Here is a 14,077-nt window from a genome sequence, read left to right as displayed (position 1 = left end):
TCTTCAGCGGCCGGCGAGCGCGTCGACGATCTTCAGGCGCTTGGCACGCAGTGCGGGCAGCAGCCCGACCACGATGCCGATCACCACGATCAGGACGATGCCCACCAGCCAGGTCGGCGTCGGTACGTGCGGCGGCAGCATGCCCATGCTCTTCGGGCTGATGGCCGGCAGGATCAATGCCGCCAGGCCCATGCCGAGCAGTCCACCGAGGCCGATCAGCAGCACCGATTCGACCATCACCAGGGTCAGCACGGTGCTGTCCTTGAAGCCCAGCGTCTTCAGCGTCGCCAGTTCCGGGATACGCTCGCGCACCGCCTGCGCCATGGTGTTGCCGGTCAACAGCAGCAGGGTGAAGAACACCGCACCCATGATCGAGGTGACGATCATGCCGATGTCGGCGAACTGCTTGACGAACGCCTGCTGGAACGCCGACTCGGTCTGGGTCTTGGTTTCGTGGTCGGAGTTGGCCGAGATCGCATCGATGGCCTGTGCCACCCGCGAAGACTGATCCGGGTTGTCCAGCGTCACCGTGTACCAGCTCACCTGGTTCTTGATGTAGTCGTTGGATTCATCGAAGTACTTCCAGTTCATCATCAACTGGCGTTCTTCGTTGGCCGCCAGCGCGCGATCCTTCGAGCGGTAGATGCCCTTCAGTTCCAGCGGCCAGTCGTTGCTGCCGCCGCGCGGGAAGATGGTGGCCTGCAGCGGGATGGTGTCGCCGACCTTCCAGCCGAACTGCTTGGCCAGCGTCTCGCCGACGATCGCGCCGGTGCGGGTCTGCTGCCAGTCCTGCAGCTGCGCCGGGTCGATCTGCAGCTCGCGGTAGACATCGAAGTAGTTCGGCGCCACCGAGAAGTTGGGGAAGAAGTTCTTCGGGTCCTGGTAGATGCCGCCGAACCACATGCCGTAGGTGACATCGCGCACGCCGCTGACCTGGCGGATCTGCGCTTCCAGGCGGATCGGCAGCGACTGGGTGATCGACAGGCGCGAGGCTGTCACCAGCCGGTTGGCGCCTTCCACACTGCCACCGGAAGAGAACGCCACGCGTACCGAATCGAGCATGCCGAACAGCAGGAACGCGGCCACCACCGACAGCAGGGTCAACAGGGTGCGGGTGCGGCTGCGGAACAGCTGCGCCCACACCAACGAGAAGTATTTCATCGCTGTGGCCTCCGTCAGTGGGCCAGCGGGGCGTCGGCCAGCTCGCCCTTGTCCAGGTGCACCGTGTGGGTAGCGTACTCGGCGGCCTTCGGGTCATGGGTGACCATGATGATGGTCTTGCCGTGTTCGCGGTTGAGCTGCTGCAGCAGGCCCAGGATCTCTTCGGCGGACTGGCGGTCGAGATCGCCGGTCGGTTCGTCGCAGATCAGGAAGGTCGGGTCGGAGACGATCGCGCGGGCAATCGCCACGCGCTGCTGCTGGCCGCCGGACAGTTCGTTGGGGCGATGGCTGCGGCGGTCGGCCAGGCCGACCAGGGTCAGCGCGATCTCGGCATTGCGCTTGCGCTGCGCCGCGCTGAGATGGGTCAGCAGCAATGGCAGTTCCACGTTCTTCTGCGCGGTCAGCATCGGCATCAGGTTGTAGAACTGGAACACGAAGCCGACGTGATGGCTGCGCCACGTCGACAGCTGGCCGCCGCTCATCTGGTCGATGCGCTCGCCTTCGATGCTGATCTCGCCGCCCGTGGGGTTGTCCAGGCCACCGATCAGGTTGAGCAGGGTGGTCTTGCCGGAACCGGAAGGGCCCATCAGCGCGACGAAGTCGCCGCTGGCGATATCCAGGTCGATGCCGTGCAGCACCTGCACCTTTTCGGGGCCACGCTGGTAGGTCTTGGTGATGTTGCGCAGTGAAACCAGGGTCGACATGGGTGGTTCTCCACGGAAGGCGGGAAACGGGGAAGCGCACCGGCGGAGGCCGCAGGCGTGCGTCGAGCGGTGCTGCCGGCGGCGCCCGTGGGCGCCAGGCCGTTACTGCGCTTGTTTCTGTTGCACCTTGGCGCCATCGCGCAGGGTGTCCGGCGGGTTGACCACCACCGATTCACCTGCGCTCACGCCCTTGAGGATCTGGCGGTCCTTGCCCATCGCCTGGCCGGCCTCGACCATGCGCTGCTGCACGCGGTTCTCGTCGTTCAGCACGAAAGCCACCGAGGCGCCCTCGCGCTGGACCACCGCTCCGCCCGGCACGCGAACGCCCTGCGGTTTGCTGGCCGCCTGCGGCTGCGCCTGTTCCAGGAAGCTGACCCGCACGCCCATCTCCGGCACGATGCGCGGGTCTTTCACTTTCAGCGCCACCCGCACCTTCACCGTGGCCTTGCCGCGATCAGCGGTGGGAATGATGGCGATCACCTCGGCCGGGATCTTCCAGTCCGGATAGGCGTTGAGCGTGGCTTCCACCGGCATCTTCGGCTGCACGCGGCCGATGAAGGCTTCACCGACCTCGACTTCGATCTCCAGCGATTCCATGTCGACGATGGTGCCGATGCCAGTACGGGTGAAACCGCCACCGGCCGACAGCGGCGAGACGATCTCGCCGGGCTGCGCGGCCTTGGCGGTGACCACCCCGGAGAACGGCGCGCGCACGATGTTGTTGTCCACGCCGAGATCGGCGATGGACAGCTGGTCGTTGGCCACCTTGACGTTGCGCCGTGCGGTTTCCAGCTGCGCACGCAGGCTGTCACGCTGGGCCACGGCCTGGTCGTACTGCGAACGCGAGACCAGTTGCTGGTCGACCAGTGCCTGCAGGCGGCTGGCCTCGGCGGCGGCCTGCTTCTGCTGGGCTTCCAGGCCGACCACCTGGCTGCGTGCGGCCTGCAGCTGCGAGGCATACAGGCTGCGCTGCGCGTCGGCATCGATCGGGTCCAGGGTGGCCATGACCTGCCCCTGTTCCACCCGCATGCCTTCTTCGATCATCACCTCGCGCACCTTGCCGGTGATCTTGGCCGACACCGTGGCCATGCGCCGGGCGACGACGTAGCCGCTGGCATCGAGCACCGAACTGCTGGCGCTGCCCTGCTGGATGGCCACGGCCGGCGCGGTGTCCACTTCCACGGTGGGCGCGCGGCCGAACAGCGCGAATGCACCGCCGGCCAGCAACACGATGATCACGACCACGGCGATCCACAGCCAGCGGCGGCCACCACTGCCACCACTGGAGGCAGGCGGCGGCGACTTGCGGTCGATACGGAGTTCCTTCAACAGCTCGGCAGAAGCGTTCATTCGTTCCATCACAGGCGTTCGGGCGGGTATGACCGGAAGGGCAGGCAGCGGCGGTTCCGGCGGTGGAGCGTGCGGCACAGCATGAAGGCAGGTGCATCGGTGATGGCAGTGACAGCTGTCATCCGATGTCATTGACGGCGGCAACTGCGAAATGTGACCACGGCGGCACAGGATGGCAACGTCCCCGCTACCGGTACTGCCCATGGATCCGATCGCTCCGTCGCTGTCCCGCCTGCAGCAGGTGCAGGTGCGTTACCGCGACCATACCGCCCTGCACGGCATCGACCTGCAGGTCCGCGCTGGCCAGGTACTGGCCCTGCTGGGCCGCAACGGTGCCGGCAAGAGTACCGCGATCAGCGTGTTGTTGGGCCTGCGTCGCGCCGACGCCGGCCAGGTCGAGCTGCTGGGCGGTGATCCGCAGCAACGCGATCATCGGCTCGGCCTCGGCGTGATGCTGCAGAGCACCAGCCTGCCGCCGATGCTGCAGGTGGATGAACTGGTGGCGCAGGCCAGCGCCTGCTATCCCGATCCATTGCCGCTGGGCGACGTACTGCAGCGTGTGGGCCTGCAGGACCTTGCCCGGCGTCGCTATGGCCAGCTGTCCGGCGGTCAGCAGCGCTGCGTGCAGTTCGCCATCGCCATCTGCGGCCGCCCGCGCGTGCTGTTCCTCGATGAGCCCACCACCGGCCTGGACATCCAGGCGCGGCAGGCGATGTGGCAGGCGATCCGGCAACTGGTGGCCGAAGGCTGCGGCGTGCTGCTGACCACCCACTACCTGGAAGAAGCCGAGGCGCTGGCGCAACGGGTGGTGGTGCTGGAGCAGGGCAGGGTAGTGGCCGATGCGCCGCTGTCCGAACTGCGCCTGGCCGACCGCCCGCGACGCATCCGCTGCCGCAGCACGCTGGCCGCCGATGAGGTGCAGCACTGGCCCGGCGTCCAGCAGGTGCAGCGCGATGGCGAACATCTGCAGATGCTGGCCAGCCCGGCCGAGCCGGTGGTGGCGCGCCTGCTGGCCGCCGATGCGCAGCTGCGAGAACTGGAAGTACAGGGCGCGGCACTGGCCGACGCCTTCCTCGACCTGACCCGGGAGGCCGCATGAACACCTTGACCCGTCCCACCGCCGCCGGTGCCGCGCCCTCGGTCTGGCGTGCCCTGCGTCCGTATCGCGCCGAACTGCTGGCCGAGCTGCGTCGCGCCTGGCGCTCGCCGTCGTTCGTGCTGCCCTCGTTGTTGTTCCCGGTGCTGTTCTACCTGTTGTTCGGCGTACTGCTGGGCCGTGGCCACGCGCCGGTCTATCTGCTGGCGACTTATTGCGTGTTCGGCGCGATGGCGCCCTCGCTGTTTGGCTTCGGCGTGCAGCTGGCGCTGGACCGCGAAGGTGGTCTGCTGACCCTCAAGCGCGCACTGCCGCTGCCTGCCGCAGCGCCGCTGCTGGCGCGGCTGGCAATGGCCCTGCTGTTCGCGGTGCTGATCGCCGCGATGCTGATGGCGGTGGCGTGCCTCTTCGGCGGCGTGCAGCTGCAGGCGGTGCAAGTACTGCAGCTGCTGGTCGTGGCGGCGTTTGCGGCATTGCCGCTGGGGTCGATCGGCCTGCTGATCGGCAGCCATGTCGGCGCCAGCGCGGCACCGGCCATCGTCAACCTGGTCTACCTGCCGCTGGCACTGTTGTCGGGGCTGTGGCTGCCGTTGTCGGCATTGCCGACGGTGTTTTCGACGATGGCGCCGCTGTGGCCGACCTGGCACCTGGCGCAGCTGGCCCTGCCCATTCTTGGCCAGCCGGCACGTGGCGGCACCGTTGGCCATCTGCTGGTGTTGCTGGGTGTGAGTGCGGTCGCACTGCTGCTGGCGCGTCGCCGCCTGCGCCGGGTCGGCTGAACTGGCATGATCGGCAGCGATCGTCCCCGCCTGGAATCTTCCGTGCCACCGAGCTGGCTTGCGTCCCTGCTGCGCCCCGCACCGGATTCGGCGGTGGCCGAACTGCTGCGGCGGGGCAAGTCGCCCTGGAGTGGTGCGATCCATCTGCTGTGGTCGGTCTGGATCTTCCTCACCCCGGTGCTCGGCAATGGCTTCACGCTGCGCTGGTTGTTGCTGACGCTGGCCAGCTATCCGTTGTTCCTGCTGTTCTATGCCAAGGTGATGCTGGCGCCACGGCACCACGCCTGGCGCTACGCGCTGGCCATGATTGCGATGGCCCTTGTACTGCTACCGTGGTATCCGTCGGGACTGAGCTACTTCGTGTTCGGCTGCGTGATGATCCGCATGAGCAGCCGCGGCGGTTGGTGGGTGTACCTGTTGCAGCTCACTGGCCTGAATCTGCTGTTCTGCAGCACCGCGCTCTACTTCGGTTATCCGTGGCAGGCCATGGTGTGGATGCCGGCGGTATCGTTCATTGTCGGGCTGGTGGTGAACGTGGAGGCCTTGAGCCATCAGCGCGACGTCGCCCTGCAGCTGTCCCAGGATGAGGTGCGGCGCCTGGCGACCACCGCCGAGCGCGAGCGCATCGGCCGTGATCTGCATGACCTGCTGGGGCATACGCTGTCATTGATCACGCTGAAGCTGGAACTGGCGCGCAAGCTGTACGACCGCGATGACGCGCGTGCCCGGCAGGAAATCGGCGAGGCCGAGGACATCGCGCGCGAGGCGCTGGCACAGGTACGCAGTGCGGTCACCGGCATCCGCGCCAGCGACCTGGCCGGCGAACTGGCCTCGGCTCGCCTGCTGCTGGAATGCCAACAGGTACACCTGCAGTACATGCCGCCGCCGCCGATGCCAGTGGAGGTAGAGCGTGGGCTGGCACTGGTGCTGCGCGAGGCGGCGACCAACATCGTGCGCCACGCGCAGGCGACCCGGGTGCAGGTGGATTTCATGCTTGAGGACCGACAGTTGGCAATGCAGATACGCGATGACGGCCGTGGTGGCGTGCAGGCCGAGGGCAATGGATTGTGTGGCATGCGTGAGCGGGCAGCGGCGCTGGGTGGCCATTTGACGCTGCAGTCGCCGCGCGGGGAAGGCACGCTGCTGACCGTGCGCGTACCCTTGGTGGCCGCGACTATGCCGCTGTCGCCGGCATCGCTGGCACAGGGGGGCGCGGCATGATCCGCATCCTGCTGGCCGAGGACCAGGCGATGGTGCGTGGTGCATTGTCGGCGCTGCTGAGCCTGGAACCGGATATCGAGGTACTGGGCAGTGCCGCCGACGGCGAAGCCGCCTGGCGCATGCTGCAGCAGCTGCAGCCGGACATCCTGGTCACCGACATTGAAATGCCCGGGCTGAGCGGGCTGGAGCTGGCCCAGCGCATCGCCCGCCATGAACTGCCGATCAAGGTGGTGATCGTGACCACCTTCGCCCGCGCCGGTTTCCTGCGCCGCGCGCTGGAAGCAGGCGTGCTGGGCTATCTGTTGAAGGATGCACCGGCCGAGAACCTGGCCGAGGCGCTGCGCAAGGTGAAGCAGGGCATCCGCGCGATCGACCCGCAGTTGGCGCTGGATGCGTGGTCGCAGGCCGATCCGCTGACCGACCGCGAGCGCCGCGTGCTGCGCCTGGCGGGCGAAGGCCGTACCGCCAGCGAGATCGCCGAGCAGCTGGGGCTGTCGCACGGCACAGTGCGCAATTACCTGTCCGAATGCATCGGCAAGCTGGGCGTGGCCAACAGGATCGAGGCGTATCGGCTGGCGCGGCAGAAGGGGTGGTTGTAGAGGTCATTTCCGCGACCGCGGAGGGGTGTCACTTTCTTTGCTCGTGCAAAGAAAGTAACCAAAGAAACACGCCGCCAGGTCGCGAGCCGGTGCTGCGCACCGGTGCCCTGTGCTCCTCGGTCCGTCGAGGGACGGCGCGGGAACTCGCTGCGCTCAGACACCCGCGCCTCTTCGCCCTCGCCGGACCTGCGGTGCTCGGCTCGCTCAAGGCGGACTGGAAGGTCAAGATCAACAACAAAAGCATCCACGCGCGGCGTGGACCTACTGGGTGCAGGTGTGGCGTTTGACGTTGGGTCCGCCTTCTAGCGAGCCGAGCATCGCAGGGGAATCAGGGGCGTAGAGGCGCCGATGTCTGAGCGCAGCGAGTTCGGCGCCGTCCCCTGATTCACCGAGAAGCGCAGGGTACCGGTGCGCAGCACCGGCTCGCGACTTGGCGGCGTGTTCTTTGGTTACTTTCTTGCACGAGCAAGAAAGTGACACCCCCCACGGTCGCGGAAACGATCCGCCGGGAACTCCCGGCGAACCCTTTCAATCCTTCCCGCGTGCCATCGCCTGGAACACGCCATCGCGGCGCACCCACAGGTGGAACAGCGCCGCACCCACGTGCATCAGTACCGTGGCGAACAACACATAGGCCAGCAGGCTGTGCGCATTGCGCAGCGCGGCATACAGCGCCGGGGTGTGCGGCACGATCGGTGGCAGGTGCAGGCTACCGCCCAGCACGATCGGGTAGCCGCCGGCCGACAGCATCGCCCAGCCGATCAGCGGCATCGCCAGCATCAACGCGTACAGCATCCAGTGCGAGGCCTTCGCCGCCAGCACCTGCCACGCCGGAAGATCTGCCGGCAGCGGCGGTGGGCGATGGCGCAGGCGGTTGTACAGGCGCAGCACCACCAGCAGCAGGATGGCGATGCCCAGCGGCCGGTGCAGGTCGATCAGCAGGGGGCGCAGGTGCAGCGAGGCGACCATGGTCACGCCGATGAAAAGCATCGCGATGATCATCAACGCCATGGACCAATGCAGCATCCGGGCGAGCAGGTTGAAGTGGCCGTTGCCGGTGTTCATTGCGCAGCCTCCTTCGGTTGCTCGACGTTGCCGCTGGCGCGCTCGCGTTCGCGGCGGTTGAACGACTGCGAATACACCGCCGAGCGCGCCGCCAGGATCGGGTCATCGCTGCCGCGCACGCCGCTGGGCACGATCAGCGGATCGAAGTTGAGCTGGCCGCAGGCGCCTTCTTCCTGCGACTGCATGCGGTCGAGGCTGAGCACACCGGCCACCACCTGATCGCGCGATTCCGGCCACGGCACCGAGGGGTCATCGATGGCATCGCCGGGCGCAGCCAGGCTGACCACCAGGTTCCAGCGCACCGGGCCGGTGGCCAGGCGTTGCTGCAGTTCCTGGCTGAGAAAATCGACATCGGCCTGCTTGCGTGCGTCCGCATCCATTTCCACCACCGGTGCCTGCGGCTGCCAGCGCCAGCGCACCGCGCGCTTCTGCCCCTGTGCGTTGGTGAACCAGAAGCTGTTGACGCTGTTGAAGGTGGTGTTGGCCCAGCTGCTGGTCCACGGTGCGCTCTTGGCCCACTGCTGGAACGCCTGCGCGCTGGGGTATTTCGCCAGCACGGCGGCCATCTTCTGCGGGTCGGGCTTGCCGGTGGCCGGGTCCGGAATCTGCGCGCTGGTCTGCTCGTAGAAGGCTTCGGCGGTGGGCACGGCGAAGAACGGAAAGCTGTTCATCGCCATCCGCCATTCCTGGCCATCATCGCTGACCATCTGCACCGCGATGCTGCGCACCCGTGCGGTGTTGTCGGCGCCGTAGGGGTCACCGCCGCCGATCGACAGGCGGCCCATCACCGGCACGCGCGCCTGCGAGAACACCCTCGCACTGGAAAGCGTGGGTGCCTGCGCGCTGGGTTCGAACCAACCACTCACGCACACGCCCTTGCTGTGCGCGCGGCGGAAGCCGGGATGCGCAGGGCCGGTGGCCTCGATGGTGTCGGTGAAGCGCTGCGCGGTCAGCCGGTCGCGGCCGATCCAGCCGGCCAACCAGGCAAAAGCGAGGGCGACGACGCCCAGGATCAGCGCGATCAGGGCGATCCAGGGCAGCGGTGAATGCGTGCGCGGTGACTGCGGCCCTTGGCCGGCACGGGTGTAGCGGAAGAGCGACATGGTCGGAGTCCTGCCTTCACGGACGTGTGGGTGGGCGACCACCACATCCTCGCAGAACCCGGCCGGAGCCGAAATTCAATTTTTCGTCAGATTTGCCGGGTACCGACCAAGGCCGGCACCTACTGGAATTGCGGATCAGCACCCGCACCGGCATCGGTAGCGCCGGGCCATGCCCGGCGGCTGCATCAGGCGTAACGCGCTTTCAGCATCGCCCAGGCCGAACGCAGGGCCAGGGCTTCGCCACCGGCCGGGCGGCCCGGGCGCTCGCCATCGTTCCAGGCATACACGTCCAGATGTGCCCAGCGCTGACCATCTTCCAGGAAGCGTTCCAGGTACAGCGCGGCGGTCACCGAGCCGGCCATGCGCGAACCGGCGTTGGCCAGGTCGGCGATGCCGCTGCTCAGGTAACGCAGGTACGGGCGCCACAGCGGCATGCGCCACACCGGGTCGCGGGTGGCGTCGCCAGCCTGCAGCCACTGCTGGGCGAGCGTGTCATCGTTGCTGAACAGCGCCGGCAGATCCGGGCCCAGCGCGATGCGCGCCGCGCCGGTCAGGGTGGCGAAGTCCAGCACCAGGTCCGGCTTCTGCTCACCGGCGAAGGTCAGCGCGTCGCACAGGATCACCCGGCCTTCGGCGTCGGTATTGTCGATCTCCACGCTCAGGCCCTTGCGGGTGGCGATCACTTCGCCCGGACGGAAGGCATCCGGGCCGATCGCGTTTTCCACCGCTGGCACCAGCAGGGTCAGGCGCACCGGCAACTGCTGGGCCATCACCAGCCCGGCCAGTGCCAGCGCGTGGGCGGCGCCGCCCATGTCCTTCTTCATGTTGCGCATGCCATCGGCCGGCTTGATGTCCAGGCCGCCGGTATCGAAGCACACGCCCTTGCCGACCAGCGCCAGCGCCGGGTCCGTCTCCTTGCCCCAGCGCAGCACGATCAGCCGCGGCGCGCGGTGCGAGGCGCGGCCCACGGCATGGATGGCCGGGAAGTTCTGCGCCAGCAGTTCGTCGCCGGTGATCGCTTCAACCTGCGCGCCATGCGCTTCAGCCAGGGCACGCGCGGCGTCTTCCAGCTGCTGCGGGCCCATGTCTTCGGTCGGCGTGTTGACCCAGTCACGCACGCGCAGGCTGGCGGCGATCAGGTCGGCCACCTCGCCGGTCGGTGTGGCAACCAGCTGGGCCGGCGTGCGGTTGCGCTTGCGGTAGCGGTCGAAGCGATAGCTGCCCAGGCCCCAGCCCAGCTGCAGCAGCGCCTGTTCGGCGGCCGGCAGTTCGCTGGCCAGCTGCCACACGCTGCCTTCCGGCAGGGCGTGCGGTGCGTGGGCGTAGCTGTAGGCATCGGCACGATCGCCGACACCGATCACCGCGCCCGCCAGGCCATCGGCGCCGGGCAGCAGCGCAACCGAATGCGCGCCCGCAGTGAAGCCCTGCGACTTCAACCACGCCTGGGTCGCAGCGGACTGGCTGTTTTTCCACGCCTCGAACTGGCTGCGGTCCAGCACGTGCAACGGCAGCGCGGCGGTGGTGTCGGCGGTGAAACCAGTGATCTCGCTCATGCGTCAGGTACTCCGGGATGCGTCAGCGTCGGCGGCGTCGAGGTTGGCGTCGAGCCAATCGGCCAGGCCGGTGAGGGTGTCGAACTGCAGGTCAGGCTGCAGCTGCGGATGGTTCCAGGTGGCCGCTTCGCGGTTGATCCAGCAGCCGCGCAGGCCGGCAGCCATCGCGCCGGCCACGTCCATCTCGACGTGGTCGCCCACGTGCAGCACCTGCGCCGGGGCGACGCCCAGGCGGTCGCAGGCGGCGTGGAAAATGCTCGCTTCGGGCTTGGCCGCGCCATGCTCGCGCGCGGCCAGCTGGAAGCTGAAGTGATGGGCCAGGCCGATCCGTTCCAGGTCGGCGTTGCCGTTGCTCAACGCGGCCACCGGCACCCGCGCGGCGATCCGCGCCAGGGCGTCGAGCGCATCGGGGTAGCACTCCACCTGGTTGCGCGCGGCGTAGAACACTTCATACGCCGGTTCCAGAAGGTCCAGGCTGGCGCCACTGTTTTCCAGCGCCTCCTGGATCGTCAGCCGGCGCAGCGCGCTCAGGTCGAAATGCAGGTGGGGGTTGTCGCGGAACGAGCGCTCGCGCAGTTCGCGCATGGCCGCCACCGGATACATTGCGGCGGTGGCGGGGCTGTGTTCACGCATCCAGTCGAACAGGACCTGGTCGATGCGGGCGCCGATCGGAGCGAACGGCCACAGCGTATCGTCGAGGTCGAGGGTGATGGCAAGGACAGGGAATTTCACCCCGCCATTCTACGCCTGCCCGCGCGCGCTTTCATGCGCGCGACGGGCAGGGGGCGCTGCAGGGTGCGTCAGCGCAGGTCGTAGGAGCAGCTGATGGTGGTCTGGCCGTCGAATCGCCGCACATCCAGGTTGTGCCGGCCCACTTCCCGCGTGTAGCTGCCTGCCACCGGGTCGGACAGCTTCGCCAGTGCCGCGATCTGTTCGACGCTGGCGGTGCTGAAGTACGCGGTGAAACTGTCGACGCCATCCTCGCCGCTGTCGCCGTCGTACGCCTGCAGGCGGTTCACTGGCTGGCCAAGCACCATCAGCCGCGTGGTCAACAGGAACTCACCGCTGGACTCCCCGTTTTCCGCCTGCAGCGGCGGCGGCGCCAGCAACTGGGCGATCGTTTCGAACTGCTTGGGGCTGAGGTGGCGCTGGCAGGTGACCGCTTCGACCAGCTGGGCACGCGCCTGCTCGATTGCCGGCGGCGTCGCGGCGAAAGCAGGGGTGGCAAGGCAGGCGAGGGCGAGGCAGCGTGTGGCGAACGAGGTCATCCGAACGGATCCATCCGAAAAAAGGGGGACTATTCTGCCAGTTCTGCCCTTGTTTCCGGCCCTGCCATCGGCGCGATCATTGTCCTGGCCGGCTCACTCCAGCAAGCGCGCCCAGCCCTGCATGCCCTCCAGTCGTGCCAGCACCAGCTTGATGCAGACCAGCAGCGGCACCGCCAGCAGCAGGCCGATCATGCCCCAGGCCCAGCCGAAGACCATCAGCGCCAGGATCAGCACCAGCGGTGACAGTTTCATCTGCCTGCCAAGCACGATCGGCGTCACCATCTGCCCTTCCAGGGTATGCAGGGTCAGGTAGGCGGCCGCAGGCAGCAGCGCCTGCAGCGGGTCGCGGAACTCGACGAAGCCCATCAGCAGCATCAATGCCACGCCGAGCAGCGGGCCGACATAGGGCGCGAAATTCAGCAGCGCCGCCACGGTGCCCCACAGCAGGGCCTCCTGCAGGCCGATGCCCAGCAGCATCAGCACGCCGGCCAACAGCAGGCCGACCACGGTGTTGATCACGCTGATGGTCAACACGTAGCGCGATACCTCATGCTCGATCGAGCGCAGGATGTCGCTGGTGAAGCGCTGCTGCTGCCGGTTCGGGAACAGGGCGATCGCCGCGCGCTGCAGACTCTGGCCGTAGATCATGAAGAACAATGTCAGCAGCACCACGGCCAGCACCGAGGCGGCCAGCCGCGGCGCGCGCGTCAGCATGCGGTACGGATCGTCCAGCTGGGTGCGGATCACCTGCACCTTGCGGTTGCCATCGCCACCGGCCACGCGCGCGAAATTCTCCGCCGCCTGGTTGGCCTGCTGCACCGGCTTGGTCAGGTCCTGCACCTGGCGCGCGACCTTGCGCAGCTGCTGCGGTGCTTCCTGTGCCCAGTCCATCGCCGGGCCGATCAGCTGCACCGCCAATGCACCGGTCACGCCCAGTCCGGCGCCCAGCACCAGCAGGGCGCCGAGCGCGCGCGGAATCCACAGCTTCTGCAGCAGCCGCAGGATCGGGTTGCCGACCAGGGCGAAGAACATCGCCAGCAGGACCGGCAGGATGATGTCCTGCGCCGCCCACAGGGTGAACGCCACGGCCAGGGTCGCCAGTATCACCAGCGACATCGGGCCACGTGGGCGCGGGGCGGGGGGCAGCGGTGCGGGGGCGTCCGGCGCAGGCGACGACGGGGACAACAGGGACTCGCTCATCGACGTACCGACCGGGAAAAGAAGCCCATTATCGACCCGCCGCGATCAACGCGGCGGGTAAGGATCATCAACGTTCGGACATCTCGGTGGCCGCTTCGGCCGGACGCGGCCCACGCAGCTCGGTGTCCACCGTGGGCGCCGGCTGCGCTGCCGGCCGTGCAGCTGCGGGCGCCGGCTGCTCGGTGGCCTCATCGGTCTGGTCGGCGGCATCGTCTGCGGTTTCCGCCGCCTGCGCCGCCACCACGGTGGCAAACGCGGCCTGTGCGCTGGCGAACAGGCTGGACACCGAACCCACCATCTGCAGCCAACGCGCACCGTTGACCTTGCCTGGAACCTCCAGCTTGCCGGCGATGAAACCGCCGGCCAGGCCGACCAGCACGATGCGCAGTGGTGACCAGCCCTGTCGCCAGACCTGGCTGAGTACGCCCCAGTTGTCCTGGGTCTCGCCGATGCGCACGGCCATCACCTGTTCGCAGCGCTTTACCCGCCGCTGCAGTGCACCGAACTTCATGGCTTGCCCTCCGGAATCTGCACGCCGGCATCGGGATCATCATCGGTGGGCTCATCGAACAGGCCCAACCGGGACAACTGGCGCCGGGTGGCGTGCATGCCGGTGTGGTGGAAGAAGTACGAAACGCGCCAGATCGCATAGCCGGTGACGGCCAGGCTCAGCAACGAGGTGATCAGCAGTGCCTGCAGCCAGCTCAGGCCGAAGCTCTGCAGCAGGGCGATCAGGGTGGCGGCCAGCAACAACCAGGCCGAGGCGCCGAATACGATGGCGACGCCGGCCCAGGCCAACGCACGCCCGAACGCACTGCGTGCAAGCGCGAAGTCCGCCGACGCCAACCGGCGCAGCGAACGCAGCGAGTGCTTGGCCGAATCGGCGGTCGCCCGGCCGGCAGCGCCGACCTGGCGGATGCTCTCGTCCAACGGCGGCGTGGCCGCCGGATCGGGACGTTGCGTGGTGTCTTCGCTCAC

At 67.8% G+C, this 14,077-nt stretch carries 15 protein-coding genes; 4 read left to right on the top strand and 11 right to left on the bottom strand.

The genetic code is table 11. The annotated features are described in order from the left end of the window. Positions 1-3 precede the first annotated feature (3 nt). The 3 genes from HFK18_RS03410 to HFK18_RS03400 form a co-directional block, all read right to left on the bottom strand. Positions 4-1,161: an FtsX-like permease family protein gene (locus HFK18_RS03410; protein WP_099819632.1), complete on the bottom strand. Its 1,158-nt coding sequence runs from the start codon at positions 1,159-1,161 to the stop codon at positions 4-6. A gap of 14 nt (positions 1,162-1,175) precedes the next feature. Then, positions 1,176-1,865: an ABC transporter ATP-binding protein gene (locus HFK18_RS03405; RefSeq protein ID WP_025878346.1), complete on the bottom strand. Its 690-nt coding sequence runs from the start codon at positions 1,863-1,865 to the stop codon at positions 1,176-1,178. A 102-nt stretch (positions 1,866-1,967) separates the two neighbouring features. After that, positions 1,968-3,215, bottom strand: coding sequence for an efflux RND transporter periplasmic adaptor subunit (locus HFK18_RS03400; protein ID WP_180164396.1), 1,248 nt, complete (start codon positions 3,213-3,215; stop codon positions 1,968-1,970). A 202-nt stretch (positions 3,216-3,417) separates the two neighbouring features. On the opposite strand from HFK18_RS03400, the gene HFK18_RS03395 reads away from it, so the two are divergent. Genes HFK18_RS03395 through HFK18_RS03380 form a run of 4 tightly spaced genes read left to right on the top strand, consistent with a single transcriptional unit; the run spans position 3,418 to position 6,910 of the window. Continuing rightward, complete coding sequence (locus tag HFK18_RS03395; RefSeq protein WP_180164395.1) at positions 3,418-4,314, top strand: ABC transporter ATP-binding protein; 897 nt, start codon at positions 3,418-3,420, stop codon at positions 4,312-4,314. Continuing rightward, positions 4,311-5,090 (top strand): ABC transporter permease, encoded by a 780-nt coding sequence (locus tag HFK18_RS03390; protein WP_180164393.1) that lies wholly within the window; start codon positions 4,311-4,313, stop codon positions 5,088-5,090. Before HFK18_RS03395 ends, HFK18_RS03390 begins: the two co-directional genes overlap by 4 nt. 6 nt (positions 5,091-5,096) lie before the next feature. Then, positions 5,097-6,311 carry a sensor histidine kinase gene (locus HFK18_RS03385; RefSeq protein ID WP_180164391.1) on the top strand — a complete coding sequence of 405 codons (1,215 nt, stop codon included), beginning with the start codon at positions 5,097-5,099 and terminating at the stop codon, positions 6,309-6,311. Further along, positions 6,308-6,910 (top strand): response regulator transcription factor, encoded by a 603-nt coding sequence (locus HFK18_RS03380; protein ID WP_180164389.1) that lies wholly within the window; start codon positions 6,308-6,310, stop codon positions 6,908-6,910. Before HFK18_RS03385 ends, HFK18_RS03380 begins: the two co-directional genes overlap by 4 nt. A 528-nt stretch (positions 6,911-7,438) precedes the next feature. On the opposite strand, the gene HFK18_RS03375 is transcribed toward HFK18_RS03380, so the two are convergent. The 8 genes from HFK18_RS03375 to HFK18_RS03340 form a co-directional block, all read right to left on the bottom strand. Then, on the bottom strand, positions 7,439-7,975 hold the full coding sequence (locus tag HFK18_RS03375) for a cytochrome b (RefSeq protein ID WP_180164387.1): 537 nt from the start codon (positions 7,973-7,975) through the stop codon (positions 7,439-7,441). Beyond that, positions 7,972-9,078 (bottom strand): catalase family peroxidase, encoded by a 1,107-nt coding sequence (locus HFK18_RS03370; protein WP_180164385.1) that lies wholly within the window; start codon positions 9,076-9,078, stop codon positions 7,972-7,974. Before HFK18_RS03370 ends, HFK18_RS03375 begins: the two co-directional genes overlap by 4 nt. 185 nt (positions 9,079-9,263) lie before the next feature. Further along, the gene (locus tag HFK18_RS03365; RefSeq protein ID WP_180164383.1) at positions 9,264-10,631 is read right to left on the bottom strand and encodes a M17 family metallopeptidase; all 1,368 of its coding nucleotides are present in this window, start codon (positions 10,629-10,631) and stop codon (positions 9,264-9,266) included. Between the two features lie 3 nt (positions 10,632-10,634). Continuing rightward, a complete protein-coding gene (locus HFK18_RS03360) occupies positions 10,635-11,363 on the bottom strand; it encodes an HAD-IA family hydrolase (RefSeq protein ID WP_180164382.1) in 729 nt (242 codons plus the stop codon). A gap of 68 nt (positions 11,364-11,431) precedes the next feature. After that, entirely contained in the window at positions 11,432-11,899 is a 468-nt protein-coding gene (locus HFK18_RS03355) for a hypothetical protein (protein WP_180164380.1), read from the bottom strand. 93 nt (positions 11,900-11,992) lie between these two features. Beyond that, positions 11,993-13,099 carry an AI-2E family transporter gene (locus tag HFK18_RS03350; RefSeq protein WP_100554483.1) on the bottom strand — a complete coding sequence of 369 codons (1,107 nt, stop codon included), beginning with the start codon at positions 13,097-13,099 and terminating at the stop codon, positions 11,993-11,995. Between the two features lie 67 nt (positions 13,100-13,166). Next, complete coding sequence (locus HFK18_RS03345; protein WP_180164378.1) at positions 13,167-13,610, bottom strand: protein sip-5; 444 nt, start codon at positions 13,608-13,610, stop codon at positions 13,167-13,169. Further along, complete coding sequence (locus HFK18_RS03340) at positions 13,607-14,077, bottom strand: phage holin family protein (RefSeq protein ID WP_025878358.1); 471 nt, start codon at positions 14,075-14,077, stop codon at positions 13,607-13,609. Before HFK18_RS03340 ends, HFK18_RS03345 begins: the two co-directional genes overlap by 4 nt.

The sequence above is a fragment of the Stenotrophomonas sp. SbOxS2 genome (genome assembly GCF_013416715.1).
Classification (GTDB): domain Bacteria; phylum Pseudomonadota; class Gammaproteobacteria; order Xanthomonadales; family Xanthomonadaceae; genus Stenotrophomonas; species Stenotrophomonas lactitubi.
This window is presented reverse-complemented; position numbering and strand designations above follow the sequence as displayed.

Coding starts and splice junctions, on each gene's coding strand:
- HFK18_RS03390 (WP_180164393.1), top strand. CDS start 4,311: ATGAACACCTTGACCCGTCCCACCGCCGCCGGTGCCGCGCCCTCGGTC.
- HFK18_RS03400 (WP_180164396.1), bottom strand. CDS start 3,215: ATGAACGCTTCTGCCGAGCTGTTGAAGGAACTCCGTATCGACCGCAAG.
- HFK18_RS03370 (WP_180164385.1), bottom strand. CDS start 9,078: ATGTCGCTCTTCCGCTACACCCGTGCCGGCCAAGGGCCGCAGTCACCG.
- HFK18_RS03355 (WP_180164380.1), bottom strand. CDS start 11,899: ATGACCTCGTTCGCCACACGCTGCCTCGCCCTCGCCTGCCTTGCCACC.
- HFK18_RS03410 (WP_099819632.1), bottom strand. CDS start 1,161: ATGAAATACTTCTCGTTGGTGTGGGCGCAGCTGTTCCGCAGCCGCACC.
- HFK18_RS03345 (WP_180164378.1), bottom strand. CDS start 13,610: ATGAAGTTCGGTGCACTGCAGCGGCGGGTAAAGCGCTGCGAACAGGTG.
- HFK18_RS03365 (WP_180164383.1), bottom strand. CDS start 10,631: ATGAGCGAGATCACTGGTTTCACCGCCGACACCACCGCCGCGCTGCCG.
- HFK18_RS03375 (WP_180164387.1), bottom strand. CDS start 7,975: ATGAACACCGGCAACGGCCACTTCAACCTGCTCGCCCGGATGCTGCAT.
- HFK18_RS03350 (WP_100554483.1), bottom strand. CDS start 13,099: ATGAGCGAGTCCCTGTTGTCCCCGTCGTCGCCTGCGCCGGACGCCCCC.
- HFK18_RS03395 (WP_180164395.1), top strand. CDS start 3,418: ATGGATCCGATCGCTCCGTCGCTGTCCCGCCTGCAGCAGGTGCAGGTG.
- HFK18_RS03405 (WP_025878346.1), bottom strand. CDS start 1,865: ATGTCGACCCTGGTTTCACTGCGCAACATCACCAAGACCTACCAGCGT.
- HFK18_RS03380 (WP_180164389.1), top strand. CDS start 6,308: ATGATCCGCATCCTGCTGGCCGAGGACCAGGCGATGGTGCGTGGTGCA.
- HFK18_RS03385 (WP_180164391.1), top strand. CDS start 5,097: ATGATCGGCAGCGATCGTCCCCGCCTGGAATCTTCCGTGCCACCGAGC.